At 71.3% G+C, this 18,774-nt stretch carries 15 protein-coding genes; 7 read left to right on the top strand and 8 right to left on the bottom strand.

Annotated elements, in window-relative coordinates:
• Positions 1–80: 80 nt before the first annotated feature.
• Together CXR44_RS26160 and CXR44_RS26155 are read right to left on the bottom strand one after the other, a co-directional pair.
• A complete protein-coding gene (locus CXR44_RS26160) occupies positions 81–1,235 on the bottom strand; it encodes a hypothetical protein (protein WP_101788771.1) in 1,155 nt (384 codons plus the stop codon).
• Positions 1,236–1,462: 227 nt separating this feature from the next.
• The gene (locus CXR44_RS26155) at positions 1,463–2,719 is read right to left on the bottom strand and encodes a glucarate dehydratase family protein (RefSeq protein WP_101788770.1); all 1,257 of its coding nucleotides are present in this window, start codon (positions 2,717–2,719) and stop codon (positions 1,463–1,465) included.
• 103 nt (positions 2,720–2,822) lie between these two features.
• On the opposite strand from CXR44_RS26155, the gene CXR44_RS26150 reads away from it, so the two are divergent.
• Complete coding sequence (locus CXR44_RS26150) at positions 2,823–4,298, top strand: aldehyde dehydrogenase (NADP(+)) (RefSeq protein ID WP_101788769.1); 1,476 nt, start codon at positions 2,823–2,825, stop codon at positions 4,296–4,298.
• Between the two features lie 450 nt (positions 4,299–4,748).
• On the opposite strand, the gene CXR44_RS26145 is transcribed toward CXR44_RS26150, so the two are convergent.
• From CXR44_RS26145 to CXR44_RS26125, 5 genes are all read right to left on the bottom strand, one after another.
• A complete protein-coding gene (locus CXR44_RS26145) occupies positions 4,749–5,654 on the bottom strand; it encodes a 5-dehydro-4-deoxyglucarate dehydratase (protein ID WP_101788768.1) in 906 nt (301 codons plus the stop codon).
• Between the two features lie 214 nt (positions 5,655–5,868).
• The gene (locus CXR44_RS26140; RefSeq protein WP_101788767.1) at positions 5,869–6,624 is read right to left on the bottom strand and encodes an IclR family transcriptional regulator; all 756 of its coding nucleotides are present in this window, start codon (positions 6,622–6,624) and stop codon (positions 5,869–5,871) included.
• Positions 6,625–6,692: 68 nt separating this feature from the next.
• Entirely contained in the window at positions 6,693–7,556 is an 864-nt protein-coding gene (locus CXR44_RS26135; protein ID WP_101788766.1) for a carbohydrate ABC transporter permease, read from the bottom strand.
• Positions 7,553–8,509 carry a carbohydrate ABC transporter permease gene (locus tag CXR44_RS26130; RefSeq protein ID WP_101788765.1) on the bottom strand — a complete coding sequence of 319 codons (957 nt, stop codon included), beginning with the start codon at positions 8,507–8,509 and terminating at the stop codon, positions 7,553–7,555. Before CXR44_RS26130 ends, CXR44_RS26135 begins: the two co-directional genes overlap by 4 nt.
• Before the next feature lie 36 nt (positions 8,510–8,545).
• On the bottom strand, positions 8,546–9,856 hold the full coding sequence (locus CXR44_RS26125) for a sugar ABC transporter substrate-binding protein (protein ID WP_101788764.1): 1,311 nt from the start codon (positions 9,854–9,856) through the stop codon (positions 8,546–8,548).
• A gap of 134 nt (positions 9,857–9,990) precedes the next feature.
• Between CXR44_RS26125 and CXR44_RS26120 the strand changes: the two genes are divergently transcribed.
• From CXR44_RS26120 to CXR44_RS26095, 6 genes are all read left to right on the top strand, one after another.
• Entirely contained in the window at positions 9,991–10,785 is a 795-nt protein-coding gene (locus CXR44_RS26120) for an NAD-dependent epimerase/dehydratase family protein (RefSeq protein WP_245899413.1), read from the top strand.
• Between the two features lie 310 nt (positions 10,786–11,095).
• Complete coding sequence (locus CXR44_RS26115) at positions 11,096–12,073, top strand: carbohydrate ABC transporter permease (RefSeq protein ID WP_101788763.1); 978 nt, start codon at positions 11,096–11,098, stop codon at positions 12,071–12,073.
• Complete coding sequence (locus CXR44_RS26110; RefSeq protein ID WP_101788762.1) at positions 12,057–12,935, top strand: carbohydrate ABC transporter permease; 879 nt, start codon at positions 12,057–12,059, stop codon at positions 12,933–12,935. Before CXR44_RS26115 ends, CXR44_RS26110 begins: the two co-directional genes overlap by 17 nt.
• A 42-nt stretch (positions 12,936–12,977) precedes the next feature.
• Positions 12,978–14,267: an ABC transporter substrate-binding protein gene (locus CXR44_RS26105; RefSeq protein WP_101788761.1), complete on the top strand. Its 1,290-nt coding sequence runs from the start codon at positions 12,978–12,980 to the stop codon at positions 14,265–14,267.
• 100 nt (positions 14,268–14,367) lie between these two features.
• Positions 14,368–15,648: a Gfo/Idh/MocA family protein gene (locus CXR44_RS26100; RefSeq protein ID WP_101788760.1), complete on the top strand. Its 1,281-nt coding sequence runs from the start codon at positions 14,368–14,370 to the stop codon at positions 15,646–15,648.
• Positions 15,641–16,882 (top strand): dienelactone hydrolase family protein, encoded by a 1,242-nt coding sequence (locus CXR44_RS26095; protein WP_101788759.1) that lies wholly within the window; start codon positions 15,641–15,643, stop codon positions 16,880–16,882. Before CXR44_RS26100 ends, CXR44_RS26095 begins: the two co-directional genes overlap by 8 nt.
• On the opposite strand, the gene CXR44_RS26090 is transcribed toward CXR44_RS26095, so the two are convergent.
• Positions 16,872–18,773: a DUF6807 family protein gene (locus CXR44_RS26090; RefSeq protein WP_101788758.1), complete on the bottom strand. Its 1,902-nt coding sequence runs from the start codon at positions 18,771–18,773 to the stop codon at positions 16,872–16,874. The genes CXR44_RS26095 and CXR44_RS26090 overlap by 11 nt on opposite strands.
• Position 18,774 lies beyond the last annotated feature (1 nt).

Raw genomic sequence — 18,774 nt, 5'->3', positions numbered from 1 at the left:
CCTTCGGTCCAGGTCATAGCTCGGAGATGACGCGATGGCCGTTTCGCGGGCACCTGCCTCGGTCGGAGGTGTTCGCGACCTCAGCCGGTGAGGCGGAGAGCTTCGGCCATGACCGCCAGACGGCGTGGAGAGGCCAGGCCCGCGTGGTAGAGGTGGAACTCGGCTGCTCCTGTCTTGGCATAGGCGCGCAGGAGGTCGGCGAGGGCCGGGGCGTCGGCCGGGCGTGGGGGGAGGCCCAGGACATAGGCGCCCACGCGCTGGCCGGGACCGCAGAGTTCGCTGAGGCGGGTCAGGCGGGCGGCGTCCGTGGCGGGGTCTCCCCAGCAGTTGGCCACCAGGACGTCGGCGCCGGGTTCGCCGTCCGGCAGGGGCGCGAACGCGCCCACGGCCCACGGGTCCGGGTTGGCGTGCACGGTGATCGGGACGTTGGGGGCGGTTTCGCGGGCCGCTGCGAGGAGACGGCGGCGAAGCGAGGCCGACAGGTCGACGCGGGCGGCGCGTACCTCCTCGGCGAAAGGGCCGAGGGCCTCGTCGATGGATGGCGTCCCGGCCTGAGGGGTGCTGCCGGTCGTCCCTCCGGGCTCAGCGGGGTCGTCGATGGCCGCTCGGACGCGGCCCCTGGTGCCGCGCGGGTAGCGGTCGGCGCAGGCCGAGCAGAAGCAGAGAGACAGCAGGTCCATGTCCGTGGCCGTCCAGTCGGCGCCGGCCGTCTTCTCGTGCATGCTCTGGTGGCCGAAGCCCATGGGGCCGCAGGCCTCGAGGATCAACCCGTCCGGACGTCCCACGGTGAGGACCTCGCGCACCATGCGTTCGCAGTAGTCGACGACGTCCGCGAAGGCGGGGCAGAGGGCGTGCGGATAGGGATCCCCGAAGGCGTTGCGCACCACCAGGTCGGGGTGGGCGGTGCCGAGAGCGGAGTTGTGGGTGAGCACCGTCCATGCGTGGACCCGAAGACCTGCCGAGCGCAGCGCGTCGCTGGCCCGCAGGTACGCGTCCGGGGCGGTCCAGGTGGGGGTCAGCGGCGCCAGCCGGCCCCAGGCGGCTGGTCGGACCGGGAGGTAGAAGGCCGCGTGCGGCACGTCGAGCACCCGGTGGGACGGGTGGTAAGGGGTGGCCGCGCGGGTGGAGTGATAGCTGGCGGCCACGGCCACCGCCTCGACCCCGAGGTCGGCGAGCCGTGAGGCGGCCGAGGGATCGCCGACGATGTCCCAGGGGTAGGCGTAGGCGACGTTCAAGGCGACGGTCTCCTTGCGGGAGGGAAAACGGTGCCTGTGATGCGGTGCGGCTGTTCCGGAAGGGCGGTCAGCAGGATGCGTGTCCGACGGACGTTCGTAGGGGAGAGGGGGTCAGGCTCCGGGGTCGCGTGCCCGGTGGGCATGCAGGCCGCTGCCCCGGGCAGCAGCGCGAGGCGGGGAGGGTGGCGGTCAGTCCCTCCGGGTGTGTGGCCGGGGGAGAGCGGGGGTCACCAGAATGCTCGCCGGGCGGTGAAGGCGGAGTCGAAGCGGCGCATGTACCCGGCGTCGTCGCGCCGGACGATCCCGCACGTCAGGTATTGCTCGTGCATGACGGCCAGGGCATCGCGGTCCAGTTCGACGCCCAGGCCGGGACCGGCCGGCACGGGCACCGAGCCGTCGATGAAGCGCAGGCTGCCGGACACGACGACGTCCTGGCCGTTCTGCCATGGGGTGTGCGTGTCGCAGGCGTGCGTGAGGTTGGGGGTGGCGGCGGCCAGGTGGGTCATCGCGGCCAGGCTGATGCCGAGGTGGGAGTTGGAGTGCATGGACAGTTCGAGCCCGAACGTGGCGCAGAGGGAGGCGACGTGCGCCGAGCGGACCAGCCCGCCCCAGTAGTGATGGTCCAGCAGGAGCACCTGGACGGCGTGCTGCGCGATGGCCGGCGGCAGATGCTCGCGGGTGACTACGCACATGTTGGTCGCCAACGGCATCGGCACCTGGGCGGCCACCTGCGCCATGCCCGGGATGTCCGGGGTGGGGTCCTCCAGGTACTCCAGCTTGCCTGCGAGTTCGCGCCCGACCCGGACGGAGGTCTCGACGGTCCAGGCGGCGTTCGGGTCGAGACGCAGCGGCATGCCGGGGAACGCCTCGTGCAGTGCCTTGATCGCCTCGATCTCCTGCTCGGGCGGGAAGACGCCGCCCTTCAGCTTGATCGAGGCGAAGCCGTACTCCTTGATCATGAGTGCGGCCTGAGCGACGACGCCGGCCGGGTCGAGCGCCTCGCCGAACCGGTCCGGTTCGGCGCCGGGGTGACCGGCCCACTTGTAGAAGAGGTACGCGCTGTACGGCACGGCGTCACGCACCCGGCCGCCGAGCAGATCGGTCACCGGCACCCCGGCCGCCCTGCCGCGGATGTCCAGGCAGGCCACCTCGAATGCCGCGAACACCCGGTCGACGCTCTTCTCCCGGGTGGCCATGCCGGTGAGCCCGTGCAGGTCGCTCACCACGTCGCCGACCACGGAGGCGATCCGCGCGTACATCTCGTTGGTGGCGTGCACGTCCAGGCCGACGAGGGCCTCGGCGCTGTCCCGCACCTTGGTGAGGTGCTCGAGGTCGCCGTACGTCTCGCCGAGCCCGCTCAGTCCCTCGTCGGTGACCACCTCCACAATGGTGCGGAGCGCCCATGGCTCGTGCACTCCGGCGGCGTTCAACAGGGGCGGGTCGCGGAACGCGACAGGGGTGACCTCGATCCTTCGGATGATCATGCGATCACCGTCCATATATGTGAACAACGGCCAGATTTGTAGACAGGTGCGGCAACTGTAAGAATCGGGCGGAGAAGGTGTCAAGACTCCGAAGGGCCAATCCATGATCTACGGATACGATCCCAGGACCGGGGAGACGGTGGGCGCGGCGCTGCCCGAGACGGACCGTGACGGGGTCGACGCGATCGTCTCCGCCGCGGCCGCCGCCGGCGCCGCCTGGCGGGCCACACCCGCTGCCGAGCGGGCGGTCACGCTGGAGGCCGTCGCCGACGCGCTGGCCGCGCACGTGGACGAGCTGTGGCAGATCGCCGACCAGGAGACCGCCCTCGGTGAGGTACGGCTGCGCGGCGAGGTGGCCCGTACGGCCGGGCAGTTCAGGCTCTTCGCGCAGGTGATCAGGGACGGCGGCTATCTCGACGCCGTCGTCGACCACGCCGACCCGTCCGCCGTCCCGCCCAGGCCCGATGTGCGCCGGATGAAGCACGCGCTGCAGGGCGTCGTCGCCGTGTTCTCGGCGAGCAACTTCCCGTTCGCGTTCTCGGTGGCCGGTGGCGACACGGCGTCCGCGCTGGCCGCGGGCTGTCCCGTGGTGGTCAAGGCCCACCCCGGCCACCCCAACACCTCCGAGCGTGTCGCCCGGATCGTCCGCGAGGCTCTGCCGCAGCCGGAGCTGCTCGGGCTGGTCCAGGGCATGCAGGCCGGCGCCGACCTGGTGCGGCACCCCGCGGTGGTCGCGGCAGGGTTCACCGGTTCCGTGGCGGGAGGCAAGGCGATCCAGGCGCTCATCGACGAGCGCGAGGTGCCCATCCCGTTCTTCGGCGAACTGGGCAGCGTCAACCCGGTCGTCGTGCTGCCGTCCGCGCCCGCTGCCGACGTGGCGGGCGGGTTCGCGGGCTCGCTGACGCTCGGGGTCGGGCAGTTCTGCACGAATCCGGGGCTGATGTTCGTCCCGGACGACGACGAGCTGCGCAAGGCGCTGGCCGCGGCCGTCGAGGGCACCACGGGCGGCCCGATGCTGGCCGAGCGGATCCGCGACGGCTATCTGGGCGGCGTCGAACGGCTCGGGGAGCTCACCCTGCTGGCCGAGGGCAAGCCGGGTGAGGGCAGCTGGGCGGTGACGCCCAAGGTGTTCACCACGGACCTGCGATCGTTCGAGCAGGGGCTGCCGCGGATCGCCGAGGAGTGCTTCGGTCCGGCCTCCATCGTGGTGACCTACCGGGACGTCGAGGATCTGCCCGCCGTGCTGGAGCGGCTGGAGGGGTCGCTGACGGCGACCGTCCACGCGGCCGATCCGCGTGAGGCGGAGCCGGTGGCGGAGGTGCTCGGCCGCAAGGCCGGGCGGCTCATCTGGAACGGCTGGCCGACCGGGGTGGCGGTGTGCTGGGCGATGCACCACGGCGGTCCGTGGCCGTCGTCCACCGCGCCCGCGCACACCTCCGTCGGGGCGACGGCCATCGACCGGTGGCTGGCCCCCCGCGCCTACCAGGACTGGCCGGAGGCGCTGCTGCCGGACGAGCTCAAGGACTCGAACCCGCTGGGTGTGCCGCAGCGCGTCGACGGCGCCCTGCGCGCATCCTGAGACCCTCGCCGGCGCCTCACTGAGCACTGCTCCTGCCTGGCCACGTCACCTGCTGACGGCGCCTGGTGACGGTGCCTGGTGACGGCGCCGTCGTCACGGCGTGGTCACGGCGCCTGGTCACGTCGCCGCGTGACGCTGCCGGGTGACGTCGCCGGGTGACGTCGCCTGGTCGCGGCTCCTGGTCACGGCGCGTGGCCATCGCTCAGCGCGTCTCGGGCTCTGCCCGCAGGCGTGTGGCGGGCAGGTGCGGGCGCATGGTGGGGAGGCGGCCGTTTCCCGCGACCCCCGTCGTGGCCCGCCGTTGGGCGGGGCGGTGGCGGGGGTCGTGTGCGTGACCCGGGACGGCGGGACCGGTCGGGGCGCGGGGCGCGGGGGCTCGAAAAGGCGGGAGGCGGGGGTTCGGGAAGGCGGGAGGTGGGGGTTCGGGAAGGCGGGAGGCAGCGGGCGTGGTCAGGGGACGGCTGTCTCCAGGCCGGCCGTGATGATCTCGTCCAGTCTGGCGACGTGCTCCGGCGACGGGTCGAGCAGCGGCGGCCGGACCCCGCCCACATCCAGCCCGCGTAGCCGCACCCCCGCCTTCACCAGCGACACCGCGTACCCCGGCACGAGGTCCCGCAGCTCCACCAGCGGCATGAAGAACCCCGTGAGCAGCCGGCGCGTCAGCTCCTCGTCCCCGGCCGTGACGGCCCGGTGGAAGGCGAGCGCGACTTCCGGGACGAAGGCGAAGGCGGCGCTGGAGTAGAGGCTCACCCCGAGCCCCCGGTAGGCGGGCACGGTCAGCTCGGCCGTCGGCAGCCCGTTGAAGAACGTGAACGGCCGGTCGGTGGCCCGGCGCACGGTCAGGATGATGCGCTGGAGCAGGTCGAAGTCGCCCAGCCCGTCCTTGAACCCGATCACGTTCGGCGTCCGCGCCAGCTCGGCCACCGCGGCGGGGGTGAAGCGGGCGGTGCCCCGCTGGTAGATGACTACGGGCAGCCCGCTCTCCTCGCTCACCTCCAGCACGTAGCGGACCAGGCCGTCGGCGGGAGCGGTGACCAGGTAGGGCGGCATGAGCAGCAGCCCGTCGGCGCCCTGGGCGGCGGCGGCGCGGGCGACGGCCTTGGCGGCGGGCAGCGTGCCGCCCGCTCCGGCGAAGACCGGTACCCGTCCGGACGTGGCGACGACGCTCGTGGTCACGGCCGTGGTGTAGTCGTCGAGGTCGAGGGCGTTGAACTCGCCCGTGCCGCACGCGGCGAACACCCCTCCGGCCCCTGCCGCGACTCCGCGGGCGACGTGTTCGGCGAGCATCTCGCTGTCCACGGCCCCGTCGGGGCCGAAGGGGGTCACGGGGAAGAAGAGAACGCCGTCCAGGCGCATGAGCAGTCCTTTCTGGCGGGTTTCCCTCCCGCCGGAGTTCTCGCGGATGTCCTGCCGACGCGTGTTGTCCTCCCGCCGACGGTCGGGCGGATGTTCTCCCGGTGCTCGGCGGATGTTCTCCCGGCGCCTGGCGGTGTTCTCCTGGTGCCTGGCGGTGTTCTCCTGGTGCCCGGCGGTGTTCTCCCGGCGCCTGGCGGATGCGCCCCGCCGGGGGCTAGCGGATGCCCTCCCGCCGGAGGGTGGCGGCGAGCCTGCGGGTGTGGGTGATCATGGCTTGGGTGATCCGCTCGACGTGGGCGGGGCCAAGCTCGGCCGGCATGGAGCAGCTGATGGCGTCCGTGGCGGGGATCCGGTAGTCGACGGCCACGGCCACGCAGGCGACGCCGGGAGTGCCCTGCTCGCGTTCGTGGGCCCAGCCCCGGGTGCGGACCTGGTCCAGCTCCTCGGTGAGCTTGACCAGGTCGGTGATCGTGTGCTCGGTCATGGCCTCCAGCGAGCGGGGCAGCACGGCGGCCACTTCGTCGTCGGTGAGCTGCGCGAGCAGCGCCTGGCCGAGGGCCGTCACGTGCGCGGGCAGCCGCCTGCCCACCCGGGGGATGACGTGGTGGGCGTCGCGCGACTCCCGCGTGGCCAGGTAGAGCACGTGGGCCTCGTCGCGGCGGGCGAAGTGGACGGTGTGCCCGATCTCGTCGCGCAGGTCCTCCAGGGCCTGCTGGGCGAACGGCAGCGCCGGGTCCTTGTCGAGGTACGCCGTGCCGGTCAGCAGGGCGTGCGGCCCGATGCCGAACGCCCCCGAGTCGGTCTCGACCCACTTGAGCTCGACCAAGGTGCGCATGAGCGCATGCAGGCTGCTGCGCGGGAAGCCGGTGCGCTGCTGCAGCTGTGACAGCGTCAGCGCCTCCGGGGAGGCGGCCAGGGCCTCCAGGATGCGGACCGTCCGTTCGGCGGACTTGACCAGCTGCGGCTCCATATCCATCCCATCTCGACAACGGTTCTCCTCGTGTCAGCATATGGGATCGCGTCCACGTACATGGACGTTCAGCCCTTCACCGCACCGCTGGTCAGCCCGCGCATGAACTGCCGCTGGAAGGCCAGGAACGCGATGATCGACGGCAGGAGGGCCAGCAGCGAGGCCGCGAGCAGCACGCCGATACCCACCTCCTCGTCCGAGCGCAGCGAGCGCAGGGCGATGGGCAGGGTCCACATGTCGGGTTCGGTGGCCACGATGAGGGGGAGCAGGTACTGGTCCCAGATCATGGTGAAGCCGAAGACGCCGATCACGCCGAGCGCCGGCCGGCACAGCGGCAGGATGATCGTGAAGAACGTCCGCAACTCGCCGGCCCCGTCGATCCGCGCCGCCTCCTCCAGCTCCACCGGCACCTCCTTCATGAACTCGGTCATGACGAGGATCGAGAACCCCCAGGCTCCCACGGGCAGGATCATGCCCGCGTACGTCCCGACGAGGTCGAGGTGGAGCAGCGGCAGGTCGGCGATCACCAGGGAGAGCGGGATGGCGATGATCTCCTCGGGCAGCATCATGGTCGTCAGCATGACGAGCATCACGACCGTCATGCCCCGGAACTTCTTGCGCGCCAGCGCGTAGGCGGCGAAGACGCTCACGAGCACCTGCAGCAGCAGCCCGAAACCGACCACCACGAAGGAGTTGAGCAGGTAGGTGTAGACGTTCTTGTCGGCGGCCTGGACGAAGTTGGTGAGGCTCAGCGCGTCCGGCCACAGCGTGAAGCCGGTCGGGTCCAGCGTCCTGCTGAAGGCGCTGACCAGCAGGCCGACGAGCGGGCCGGTGAAGACCACGATCATGGTGCCGTGAACCAGGACCTTGAAGAGGGTCGCCACCGGTCCACGGGCGGCCTCCAGCCCGAGGGCGCTGTCGAATCTCCTCATGCCGCCTGCCTCCCGCGCATGACCTGGACCAGCACGGTGAGCAGCAGGGTCGCCACGAAGAGCACGATCCCGCCGGCCGCCGCGATGCCCAGCTCGCCCTTCTGGAACCCCAGCTTGTAGATCAGCGTCATCAGCACCTCGGACGAGCCGTTCGGTCCGCCGTTGGTGAGCACGTACACCTCGACGAACACGCGCAGCCCCCGGATGGCGGCCAGGGTGAACAGGATCCAGAACACCGGCCGCAGCGCGGGCAGCGTGATGTGCCGCAGCCGGCGCCAGGTGGACGCGCCGTCCACGGCGGCCGCCTCGTACAGCGAGCGGTCCACGCCGACCAGCCCCGCCAGGAAGATCATCATGTCGTAGGGGGCACCCCGCCAGACGCTCATGCCCATGATCGACAGCAGCGAGGAGTCCTCGCCGGCCAGGAAGGGCTGCGGGGCGATGCCCGCCCAGCCCAGGATCGAGTTGATCAGGCCCGTGTCGGCGGGGTGGTACATGATCCGCCACACCTCGGCGACGACCGCCATCGTGGTCACCACCGGCAGGAACGCCGCCGTCCTGACGAACCACAGGTAGCGGGCCGGACCCTCGACGAGCAGCGCCAGCACCAGGCCCAGCACGATCGAGCCGGCCGTGGTGCCGACGGCCAGCACGACGCTGTGCCAGATCGCCTGGGTGAAGGCGTCGTCGGTGAGGATCCGGCGGTAGTTGTCCAGGCCCACGAACCGGTCGCCGACGTAGCGGACCTCGAAGAGGCTCATCCGCAGGCCCTCGAACATGGGGATGAACTTGAAGTACAGGAACAGCACCAGGGCCGGGGCGAGGAACGCCCAGGCGACCAGCGTGCCCCGCCGTGGCCCCCGCCCTGGGCGGCGGCCGGAGGGAGCCGGGGCGGCGGGCTCCGGTGTGCGCGCGGGCGCGGGAGCCGGCGTGGGGGTGGGGGCCGCCGTCATGCCGGGTCGCCCTCCCGTCCGCTGCCGGGGACCATGTCAGGAGGCCTTCTGCGACTGGAGCTCCGCCGTCAGCTTGGTGTGGAGGTCCGCCATCGCGGCCTTGACGTCGGCCGAGCAGTCGGCCCACACGGCGTTGATGGTGTCGGCGGAGGTCTGGCGGATGGGCGCCCAGTTGGGGACAGGCGGTGCGTACACCGCGTGGGCGTAGGAGTCCTGGAACACCTTCCAGCGCGGGTCCTGCCGTTCGGCGGCCAGGTCGACCCGGGAGTTGACCGGCAGCCGGACGATGGCGCCGTCGGCGTCCTTGTTCATGCCGATCCGCTGGCCGTCGGGGGAGGCGGCGTACTCGGCGAACCTCTGCTGGCCCGCCTCGTTGCCGGAGCCGGCCATCAGGTAGACGTTCTCGCCCTCGCCGAGGGTGCCGGGGCCGCCGGACGGGCCCTTGGGCACCGGCAGGACCTCGATCCTGTCGGTCCCGAGGCTCTTGACGAACCTGGCCAGCATCCACGGGCCCGTGAGGTAGATGCCGCCCTGGCCCTTCTCGAACACCTCGTGGGTGACGGTCGTGTCGTTGCTGACCGCGCCCGGGTTGACGGTCCTGCTCGTGCAGAACTGGTCCTGCAGGTACTGCACGGCCTCCACGGTCCTGGGGTCGCTGACCGTGGAGGCGAACCTCCCGCCCCCGCCGGCCTTGACGAAGTCGCCGCCGTTGGCGTGGATCAGGGAGGCGGCGTACCAGGAGGCGTAGCCGCGCTTGGTGCCGGCCGGGATGACGAACCCCGAGGTGTCCTTCCGGCCGTTGCCGTCGGGATCGCCGTCGGTGAACGCCTTGGCCAGCCTGGCTAAGTCCGCCCAGGTGGCGGGCGGTTCCATGCCGACCTTCTCGCGCCAGTCCCTGCGCACGACGAGCGCGAAGGACTGGGCGGAGAAGGGCACCGCGTAGTGCTTGCCGTCGCTGCCCAGGGCCGCCTGCCATGCCAGGTCGGAGAGCTGGTCGCCGCCGGCGATCCGGGCCTTGTCGACCTCGCGGATCCAGCCCTGGGTGTTCATGTTGCCGAGCTGGGCGGTGTCGTTGATGACGATGTCGGGCAGCCGCCGCTGCGCCGCCTGCTGCTGCAGTTTGGTCTCGAAGTCGTCGAAGATCGCGACCACCTTGGTCCTGATCCCGCTGGCCTTGGTGAACCCCTCGGCCAGCTTCGCGGCCGTCCTGGCGGAGGCGGACTCGGGTGGCTGCCTGATCCAGATCTCCAACGCCTCGTCACCCGATCCGGATCCCCCGGAGCCGCAGCCTGTCAGCGTGACGGCGAGTGCCGTGGTGAGCGCGACTCCCAGCAACTGGCGTGACATGGACCGCCTCCTGTTCACATCCTTGGACAGCTATCGCGCATCTGTCATCGGTTCATGTGAACGTAACGAGTGACACAGATCACGGTCAACATTCAAGGATGTGAATATCTGACAGCTTTGTGTACAAGGGGACCATGCGCATTCTCATGACAGGTGCCGCCGGCAAGGTCGGCACGCTCATGCGTCCCCGTCTCGCCCGTGACGGCCGCACGCTCCGCCTGTCCGACCTCGTGCCGCCGGAGCCGGGGCCGGGGGAGGAGGCGGTGACGGCCGACGTCGCGGACGAGGCGGCCATGGCGGCGGCGATGAAGGGCGTCGACGCGGTGATCCATCTCGGCGGCCAGAGCCGGGAGCGCCCCTGGGCCGACATCGTCCACGCCAACATCAACGGCACCCAGGTGCTGCTGGAGGCCGCGCGCAGGGAAGGGGTCCGGCAGGTCGTCCTGATGGGCAGCCACCACGCGGCCGGCTTCCACACCCGGCCGGCGGGCGGCGCGGACCTGCCCGACTACGCCTTCCCCCGGCCCGACACGTACTACGGCGTCAGCAAGGTCGTGATGGAGGCGCTCGGCAGCCTCTACCACGACAGGTTCGGCATGAACGTGACCGTGATCCGCCTGGGCACCTGCAACGAGGCCTCGGGCGACACGCGCGGCCTGGCCACCTGGATCTCGCCGGACGACTGCGCGCGCCTGCTGGAGGCGGCGCTGGTCGCGCCCGGGTACCACGTCGTCTGGGGGGTCTCGGACAACCGGCGCCGCTGGTGGTCGCTGGACGAGGCGCGGGCCATCGGCTACGTGCCGCGTGACGACTCCGAGGCGTACGCCGCCCGGGTCGTCGCCGAGCAGGGCGAGCCCGACCTGGGCGAGCCGCTGCACGACCGGGCCGGCGGGGTGTTCACGCTCAACGAGCTGGGAGGCGTCTGGTAGGTCCGGCGGCATGGCGGCAGGGGGCGCCGGCTCGCCTGCCGCGCGGCCTCGGGGGCCTCTGGCGGACGGCATGCCCAGTCATGATCGTAAATGCAACCGGTTGTAGTGCATCCACGGGTCGCATCAAAATGTTAACGAGGCGCTGTCGATCTAACATCCCCACTGAGCTGCTGATACGCAGTTAGCGATATATCGATAACGGGTTTGTAACGCCTGCAAAGGGTTGACGAAACTTTTCGCATCCCTATAGGAAGGCGCTATCCAATCCCGCCGTGCCGGGGAGGCCCTGGAATGAGGGATGCATGAATCCATGTCTGATTCGGTTTCCGTGACCCCGAAGCGGGTGCTCGTCAGCATTCCGCCGCAGCCGGGAGGCCGGCGTCGCGCGCCCCGGGTGAGCGCGCACCGCCGGCGTGAGGCCCGTACGGCCTACGTCTTTCTGGCGCCCTGGTTCCTGGGGCTGTTCGCGATCACCGTGGGGCCGATCCTGGCCTCGCTGTACCTGTCCTTCACCGACTTCAGCCTCCTGGAGGAGGGCACCTGGGTCGGGCTCGACAACTACACGAAGATGTTCACCGAGGACACGAGGTTCATCACCTCGCTCAAGGTGACGACGATCTACGTGGTCGTGTCGGTGCCGCTGCAGCTCGCCTTCGCCCTGGGCCTGGCCCTGGCACTGGACCGGGGGCTGCGCGGGCTGCCGTTCTACCGCTCGGTCTACTACCTGCCCTCGCTGCTCGGCGGCAGCGTGGCCATCGCCATCCTGTGGCGCAAGCTCTTCGGCGCCGACGGCCTGGTCAACTCGCTGCTGGCGCTGGTCGGCATCGACGGACCCGGCTGGGTGTCCGACCCCGACACCGCGCTCGGCACGCTGATCCTCCTGCACGTGTGGACGTTCGGCGCTCCCATGGTCATCTTCCTGGCCGGCCTGCGGCAGATCCCGCAGAGCTACTACGAGGCCGCCTCGGTCGACGGGGCCACCCGGTGGCGCCAGTTCCGCTCGATCACCCTGCCGCTGCTGACGCCGATCATCTTCTTCAACCTCGTGCTCGAAGTGATCAAGTCGTTCCAGTCGTTCACGCAGTCGTTCATCGTGAGCGGCGGCAACGGCGGGCCGGTCGACTCCACGCTCTTCTACACGCTCTACCTCTACCTCAAGGGCTTCAAGAGCTACGAGATGGGCTACGCGGCCGCCATGGCCTGGGTCCTCCTGCTCATCATCGCCGGGCTGACCGGCGTGAATTTCCTCGCGTCGAAGTATTGGGTCTTCTATGGCGACACGAAGTAACGCAGGCGGCAGCACCGTGCCGTTCCTGTTCCGCCCCGTGCGTGGCGGCAGGCTGCTGAAGCACGCCCTCCTGCTGGGCTTCGGCCTGCTCATGCTCTACCCGCTGCTGTGGATGGTGTCGAGCTCGCTCAAGCCGGAGGAGATCATCTTCCGTGAGCCGGGCCTGTGGCCGAGCGAGGTCACCCTGGAGAACTACTCCGAGGGCTGGACCGCGCTGAAGCACTCCTTCGGCTACTACCTGTGGAACTCCGCGGTGATCACGGGCCTGAGCGTGGTGGCCAACCTGGTGGCCTGCTCGCTGGCCGCCTACGCCTTCGCGCGGCTCAACTTCCCGCTGAAGAAGCTGTGGTTCGCGATCATGCTGGGCTCGATCATGCTGCCGCACCACGTGACCGTCGTGCCGCAGTACATCGTGTTCTCCAACCTCGACTGGATCAACACGATCTGGCCCCTCGTCGTGCCCAAGTTCCTGGCGACGGACGCCTTCTTCATCTTCCTCATGGTGCAGTTCATCCGCACCCTGCCCCGGGAGCTGGACGAGGCCGCCGCCATCGACGGCGCCGGCTACTGGCGGGTCTTCCTCCAGGTGATCCTGCCGCTGTGCATGCCCGCCCTGGCCACGACCGGCATCTTCACCTTCATCTGGACGTGGAACGACTTCTTCAGCCAGAACCTGTACCTGACCAACAGTGACAACCTCACGGTGGCTGTCGCGCTGCGCCAGTTCCTGGACTCCAGCGGCGAGTCGTCGTGGGGCCCGATGTTCGCGATGTCGATCGTGTCCCTCGGCCCGATCTTCGGCTTCTTCCTGGCCGGCCAGAAGTACCTGATCCGCGGTGTGGCTACCACCGGCCTCAAGTAGCCCTCTTCACCCCCCGCAACTCATCCAAGAGGAGGTAGAGCTGTGAACCTCGGCTCTCGCAACAAGAAGTGGACCATGGCCGCGGCCACCGCGGCCGTGATGCTGGCCGCCGGCGCCTGCGGCAGCGGCGACAGCGGCGGTGAGGGCGGTGGCGGCGACAAGGTGTCGATCACCTTCGCCTACTGGGGCAGCGACGCCCGGCAGAAGCTGACCGAAGAGGTCATCAAGAAGTTCGAGGAGAAGAACCCCACGATCGACGTCGAGGGCGACTTCTCCAACTGGGACAGCTACTACGAGAAGCTCGCCACCAAGGTCGCCGCGAACGACGCGCCCGACGTGATGAGCATCGAGATCCGCGGCCTGGCCGAGTACGCCGGCCGCGGCGCGCTGGCCGACCTGGCGGGCAAGGTCACCACCGGCGACCTCGACCAGCAGGTGCTCACCAGCGGCCAGATCGAGGGCAAGCAGTACGCCATCCCCACCGGCGTCAACACCTTCTCCATGGTGGCCAACCCCTCCGTGCTGGAGAAGGCCAAGCAGAAGATGCCCGAGGACAAGGACTGGACGTGGCCGCAGTGGATCGAGCTGGCCAAGCAGATCAGCGCCTCCGGTGACGGTACGACGGGCGCCGAGTACAACTACAACCCCGCCTGGCTGCAGATCTTCGCCGCCCAGAAGGGGGAGAAGTTCTACGACGGCAACAAGATCGGTGTGTCTCCCGCGACGCTGAAGGAATGGTGGGCCATCCACCAGCAGCTCATCCAGGCCAAGGCGGCCCCCGAGGCGGCCAAGAGCTCCGAGCTGCTGACGGCGGGCCCCGAGCAGTCGTTGCTGGCCACCAACGCCGGTGCGATGGGCATGTGGTGGAGCAACCAGCTCAACGCCCTGTCCAAGGCGTCGGGCCAGGAGCTGACCCTGCTGCGCATGCCGAAGACGGAGGGGGCGTCCGCGAGCGGGATGTTCCTCCAGCCGGCGATGTTCTACACCGCCTCGGCCAAGAGCGACCACTCCGCCGAGGCGCACAAATTCATCGACTTCCTCGTCAACGACCCCGACGCCGCCTCCATCCTGCTGAGCGACCGCGGCCTGCCGACCAACACCAAGGTGCTGGCCACGGTCAAGGACAAGCTGCCGGCCGTCGACCAGAAGACCCTGGCCTTCATCGACGAGGTCAAGGGCGAGCTGAGCCCCATCGTGGCCCCGCCGAAGGGCGCCATGGAGATGGAGGACATCCTCAAGCGCAACACCGAGGAGGTCCTCTTCGGCAAGACGACGCCCGACGCGGGCGCCGAGAAGTTCCTGTCCGAGGCGAACGCCGCCCTCGCCGGCTGAGCCACGCGATCCACCGGCCCCGGCACGACCGGGCCCAGCCGGACCCGGCTGGGGGCCAGCCGGCCCCCAGCCGGCCCATCTCGACACTCGGGGAGAGAAGTTGAGCACCAGGTACGCCTTCGTCGGCCTCGGCCACCGCGCCCAGATGTACGTGGACGCGCTGCTCGGCGACTGGAGCGACACCGGCACGATCGCCGGGCTCTGCGACACCAACCGGGCCCGCATGGCCTACTACGTCGAACGCATCGGCCGGGACGTGCCGTGCTTCGCCCCCGGCGAGTTCGGCAAGCTGCTCGACCTGGCCGACGCCGTCGTCGTCTGCACCGTCGACGCCGCCCACGCCCAGTACGTCGTCACCGCGCTGGACGCCGGCAAGGACGTCATCGTGGAGAAGCCGCTCACGATCGACGCCGAGAGCTGCGCCGCCATCGCCGCCGCCGCCGAACGCGCCCCCGGCAAGCTCGTGGTGACCTTCAACTATCGCTACTCGCCGCGCAACTCCGCCGTGAAGCGCCTGATCAGCGAGGGCGCCATCGGCGAGGTCACCTCGGTGCACTTCGACTGGGCGCTCGACACCATCCACGGCGCCGACTACTTCCGCCGGTGGCACCGCGACCGCGCCAGCTCCGGCGGCCTGCTGGTGCACAAGTCCACGCACCACTTCGACCTGGTCAACTGGTGGCTCGACGCCGCGCCGCAGCTCGTCTTCGCCCAGGCCGACCTGCGCTTCTACGGCGCCGCCCGGCCGCGCGGCGAGCGTCCGGCGCGCTCCCACGGCGCGCCCGGTCTCGGCGCGGACCCGTTCCTGCTCGACATCTCCGCCGACCCGCGGCTCAAGCGGCTCTACCTGGACGCCGAGCACGAGGACGGCTACATCCGCGACCAGGACGTCTTCGCCGAGGGCGTCACCATCGACGACAACATGTCGGTGCTGGTGCGCTACGCCAACCGCGCCACGCTCACCTACTCCCTGACCGCGCACGCCCCGTACGAGGGCTACCGGGTGGTCTTCAACGGCACCGAGGGCCGCATCGAGCTGCAGGTGTGCGAGCGGGCCTGGACGCCGCCGCAGGCGGCGATCGACCCCAGCGCGGCCCGCAAGGAGCACGCGACCGACGCCTGGGAGCGGCTCACCCTGCACCGCCACTGGCAGCAGGCCGAGGAGATCACCATCGAGCAGGGCGTCGGCGGCCACGGCGGCGGCGACCGGCTGCTGCTGGACGACGTCTTCCGCGGCCCCGGCGACGACCCGCTCGGCCGGCCCGCCGGCTACCGCGACGGCATCCGCAGCGTCCTCGTGGGAGTCGCCGCCAACCGCTCGGCCGCCACCGGCCTGCCCGTCACGCTGACCGGCGACGGCACCAGCCTGGCCGATGCCTGAGCCGTCCGACCCCTCCCCGCCCTCCGGGCCGTCCGAGCCGCTCGTGCCGTCGTCGGGGCTGCGGCACCTGGGGGAGTTCTCCGGGCTGGCCGGACTGGCCGTGCGGCAGCGCGGCGTCTTCCCCGACGCAGTCCCGGGCCCCGCGCTGCGGCGGGCCGCCCGGGAGGCCGTCGGGGTGCTCGACCTCGTGGCCGAGGACGTCCGCGTGGAGCGCGCCTGGGAGGCGGGCGACATCAGCGGCGAGGAGCTGTCGTGGTCGGTCGGGTACGGCCCGCGCACCCGGGCCTACCTGCTCCGGCCGCGCGGCGTCACCGGCGTGCTGCCGGGCGTGGTCGCTTTGCACTGCCACGCGGGCATGAAGTGGGCGGGCAAGGACAAGATCGCCGATGGCCCCGAGCCGCCCTCGCCCGAGGTCCTGCGGCTGCGCCGCGACATCTACGGCGGCCGCGCCTACGCGGGCGAGCTGGCCCGGCGCGGCTTCGCCGTCCTCGCGCACGACGTGCTCGGCTGGGGCAGCCGGCGCTTCCCGCTCGACGCCATGCCGGAGCCGATCGCCGCCCTCGCCCGCGCCGAAAGCCCACGCGAGCACCCGCCCGAGCGCCCACGCGAGAACCCGCGTGAGAACCCGCGCGAGCACTCACGCGAAGACCCACCCGAGCAGCCGCCGGAGCACCTGTCCGAGGCCGACCGGTACGACCGCGCGGCGGCCCAGCACGAGCACCTGCTGGAGAAGTACTGCACGCTGCTCGGCACGTCGCTGGCCGGTGTCGTGGCGGGCGAGGACCTGGCCGCCGCCGCCTACCTGCGCCACCGTCCCAACGTCGGACCCGTCGGCTGCGTCGGCCTGTCGGGCGGCGGGCTGCGGGCGGCGCTGCTCGGCGCGTTCGACCCCGGCGTGCGGGCCGTCGCCATCGCCGCGATGGTGTCCTCGTACCGGGACATGCTCGACTGCCACGTCACCCGGCACACCTGGATGCTCTACCCGCCGGGCCTGTCACGCCTGTGCGACTACCCCACGCTGGTCGCCGCCCGCGCCCCGGACCCGCTCCTGGTGCTGTACGCCGAACGGGACGAGCTGTCCCCGGCGGCCGGGAGGCGGCGGGCCCACGAGACGATCGCCCGCCACTACCCCGACGGCGGCTACGAGGGCGCCTTCCACGACGCCCCGCACGCCTTCGACCTGCCCATGCAGGAGCACGCCTTCGCCTGGCTGGCCGACCGGCTCAGCCGGTAGCCGCCGCACCGGCCTCCGCGACCAGCGCGGCGACGTCGCCGGCGGGCAGCCGCCCGTCGGCGACGACCACGGTCACCTCGCGGGCCAGCACGTCCTCGAACGTCAGCGGCGTGTCCCAGGCGAGCGCGGTGCCCACCCCGGGATACTCGGCGACCCTGACGAACCACGGGTCGTCCTCCTGCGCGAACACCAGCGTCCACGCCTGCGACGACAGCGCCAGCCACGGCGCGCGCGAGCCGTGCACCTCCCGCTCGCCCTCGGCGGACGCCGAGAACACCCGCAACTCCGGCGAGCCCGCCGGTGCCCGCCAGAAGAAGCCGCCGTACCCCGCGCCCGCCCGGCCCTTGGTGGCCGAGCTGCGCACGGTCAGCGGCGCGCCGGTGAGGTTGTGCAGCGCGAAGCCGAACCGCAGCGCCCAGCCGCGCGACAGCGCCACGGCCCGTACGGTGCGCTCCTCGCGGACCAGCGGGTCCTCGCCGGGCCGCTCCCACAGCAGCGTCTCGGCGAACCCGGAGCCGTCGCGCCCGGTGAACGCCACGTGCCGCTGCACGCCGTGGTCGTCCAGCCACGCCGGGCCGCGGTCGCGGACGTAGGTGCGCCCGCCCCAGAAGTTGCGTCCGCCCAGGTCCGTGACGGCCACCCCGGCGCCCAGGTGGTGCGGGTGGTCGTCGGGCCGCACCTCGGTCACCACGGTGCCGCCGAGCGTGCGCACCGGGTGCAGGTAGGGCCGGGGCGACTCGGTCAGCGGCAGCTCGGGCCGCGTCACGTACTCGGCCACGACCTCGCCCGCCGCGACGAGCGGCACCGCCCAGCTCACGCCCAGCTCCGAGAACAGCTCCAGCCGCTCGGCGCAGGCCTCGACCACCTCGGCGACGCCGGGCAGCACGACGCCGTCACCCGAGCGGTCCTGATGCCCGGCCGCGATCGGCAGCGGGTCGGGCGCCACCCTGATCGCCTCCATGACCCGCATGAACGCCCCGGTCCTGGCGATCGGCACCAGCAGATCGGCGCCCGTGCGGATGTGGTCGACGAGGTTCACCAGCAGGTCGTGCCGGGGGAATCGCCGCACCGGCTCGTCGTTCACCTGGACCTCGTCCAGCGTGTACGTGAGCCTGATCCTGCCCCGCTCGCCGTGCACGACCACGTAGGGCTCGTCGCGTCCGGCCGCGCACAGCGTCACCGCGGCCACGATGGGCGTGCCGCCGGCCGTCGTCACCCGGACGGCGGAGGTGTCGTCCGACTCGATCGCGTTGGCGTGGAACAGTTCGGTCTCCACCGAGACGACCGCGTCGCGCTCCTCGGCCCCGGCCACCGCCAGCGCGGTGGCCACGGCGTGCGCGAACGGGTTGGTCAGTGCCCCGTCCACCACGTCCACGCCGTCCAGGCGGCGCCGGCCGGCCCAGGCGCTGCGCGTGAAGTACGACGCCGGACGCGGCCACGACCCGGCCACCCCGATGCCGGTGACCCGGCCGATCGCCCCAGAATCGACCAGTTCGCGCACCGCGGGGATCGCTGCCGAGGCGAGACTCTGGAACCCGACCTGGCAGGCCAGCCCCGCCTCGGCCGCGGCCCGCTCCATCCGCTCGAAGTCGGCCATCGTGGCCGCGGTCGGCTTCTCCACCAGCACGTGCGCCCCCGCGTCCAGGGCGGCCAGGGTCAGCTCGGCGTGCGTCGGGATGGGCGTGGCCAGGACGGCGATCCGCGCCCCGGTCCGCTTGATCAGACTCGCCAGGTCGGTGGAGAACTCCGGCGCGCCCAGCCCGTGCAGCGCTTCCGGGTCAGGTGGCGAGGTGTCGCAGACGCCCACGAGCTCCACCACGCCCGTCAGCCCGCGCAGCCGCTCCAGATAGTGGGCGCCGAACCCCCGCGTGCCCGCCAGCACCACCCGCATG

Origin of the sequence: Nonomuraea indica (assembly GCF_002850745.1) — a bacterium.
GTDB classification, from domain to species: Bacteria; Actinomycetota; Actinomycetes; order Streptosporangiales; family Streptosporangiaceae; genus Nonomuraea; species Nonomuraea indica.
Note: the sequence above shows the minus strand (reverse complement) of the source record. Positions and strands in the feature narration are given on the sequence as shown.

Excerpts from the sequence above, each read along its gene's own strand:
- CXR44_RS26155 (WP_101788770.1), bottom strand. The coding sequence starts at position 2,719 with ATGATCATCCGAAGGATCGAGGTCACCCCTGTCGCGTTCCGCGACCCG.
- CXR44_RS26150 (WP_101788769.1), top strand. The coding sequence starts at position 2,823 with ATGATCTACGGATACGATCCCAGGACCGGGGAGACGGTGGGCGCGGCG.
- CXR44_RS26145 (WP_101788768.1), bottom strand. The coding sequence starts at position 5,654 with ATGCGCCTGGACGGCGTTCTCTTCTTCCCCGTGACCCCCTTCGGCCCC.
- CXR44_RS26140 (WP_101788767.1), bottom strand. The coding sequence starts at position 6,624 with ATGGAGCCGCAGCTGGTCAAGTCCGCCGAACGGACGGTCCGCATCCTG.
- CXR44_RS26135 (WP_101788766.1), bottom strand. The coding sequence starts at position 7,556 with ATGAGGAGATTCGACAGCGCCCTCGGGCTGGAGGCCGCCCGTGGACCG.
- CXR44_RS26130 (WP_101788765.1), bottom strand. The coding sequence starts at position 8,509 with ATGACGGCGGCCCCCACCCCCACGCCGGCTCCCGCGCCCGCGCGCACA.
- CXR44_RS26125 (WP_101788764.1), bottom strand. The coding sequence starts at position 9,856 with ATGTCACGCCAGTTGCTGGGAGTCGCGCTCACCACGGCACTCGCCGTC.
- CXR44_RS26120 (WP_245899413.1), top strand. The coding sequence starts at position 9,991 with ATGCGCATTCTCATGACAGGTGCCGCCGGCAAGGTCGGCACGCTCATG.
- CXR44_RS26115 (WP_101788763.1), top strand. The coding sequence starts at position 11,096 with ATGTCTGATTCGGTTTCCGTGACCCCGAAGCGGGTGCTCGTCAGCATT.
- CXR44_RS26110 (WP_101788762.1), top strand. The coding sequence starts at position 12,057 with ATGGCGACACGAAGTAACGCAGGCGGCAGCACCGTGCCGTTCCTGTTC.
- CXR44_RS26095 (WP_101788759.1), top strand. The coding sequence starts at position 15,641 with ATGCCTGAGCCGTCCGACCCCTCCCCGCCCTCCGGGCCGTCCGAGCCG.
- CXR44_RS26090 (WP_101788758.1), bottom strand. The coding sequence starts at position 18,773 with ATGCGGGTGGTGCTGGCGGGCACGCGGGGGTTCGGCGCCCACTATCTG.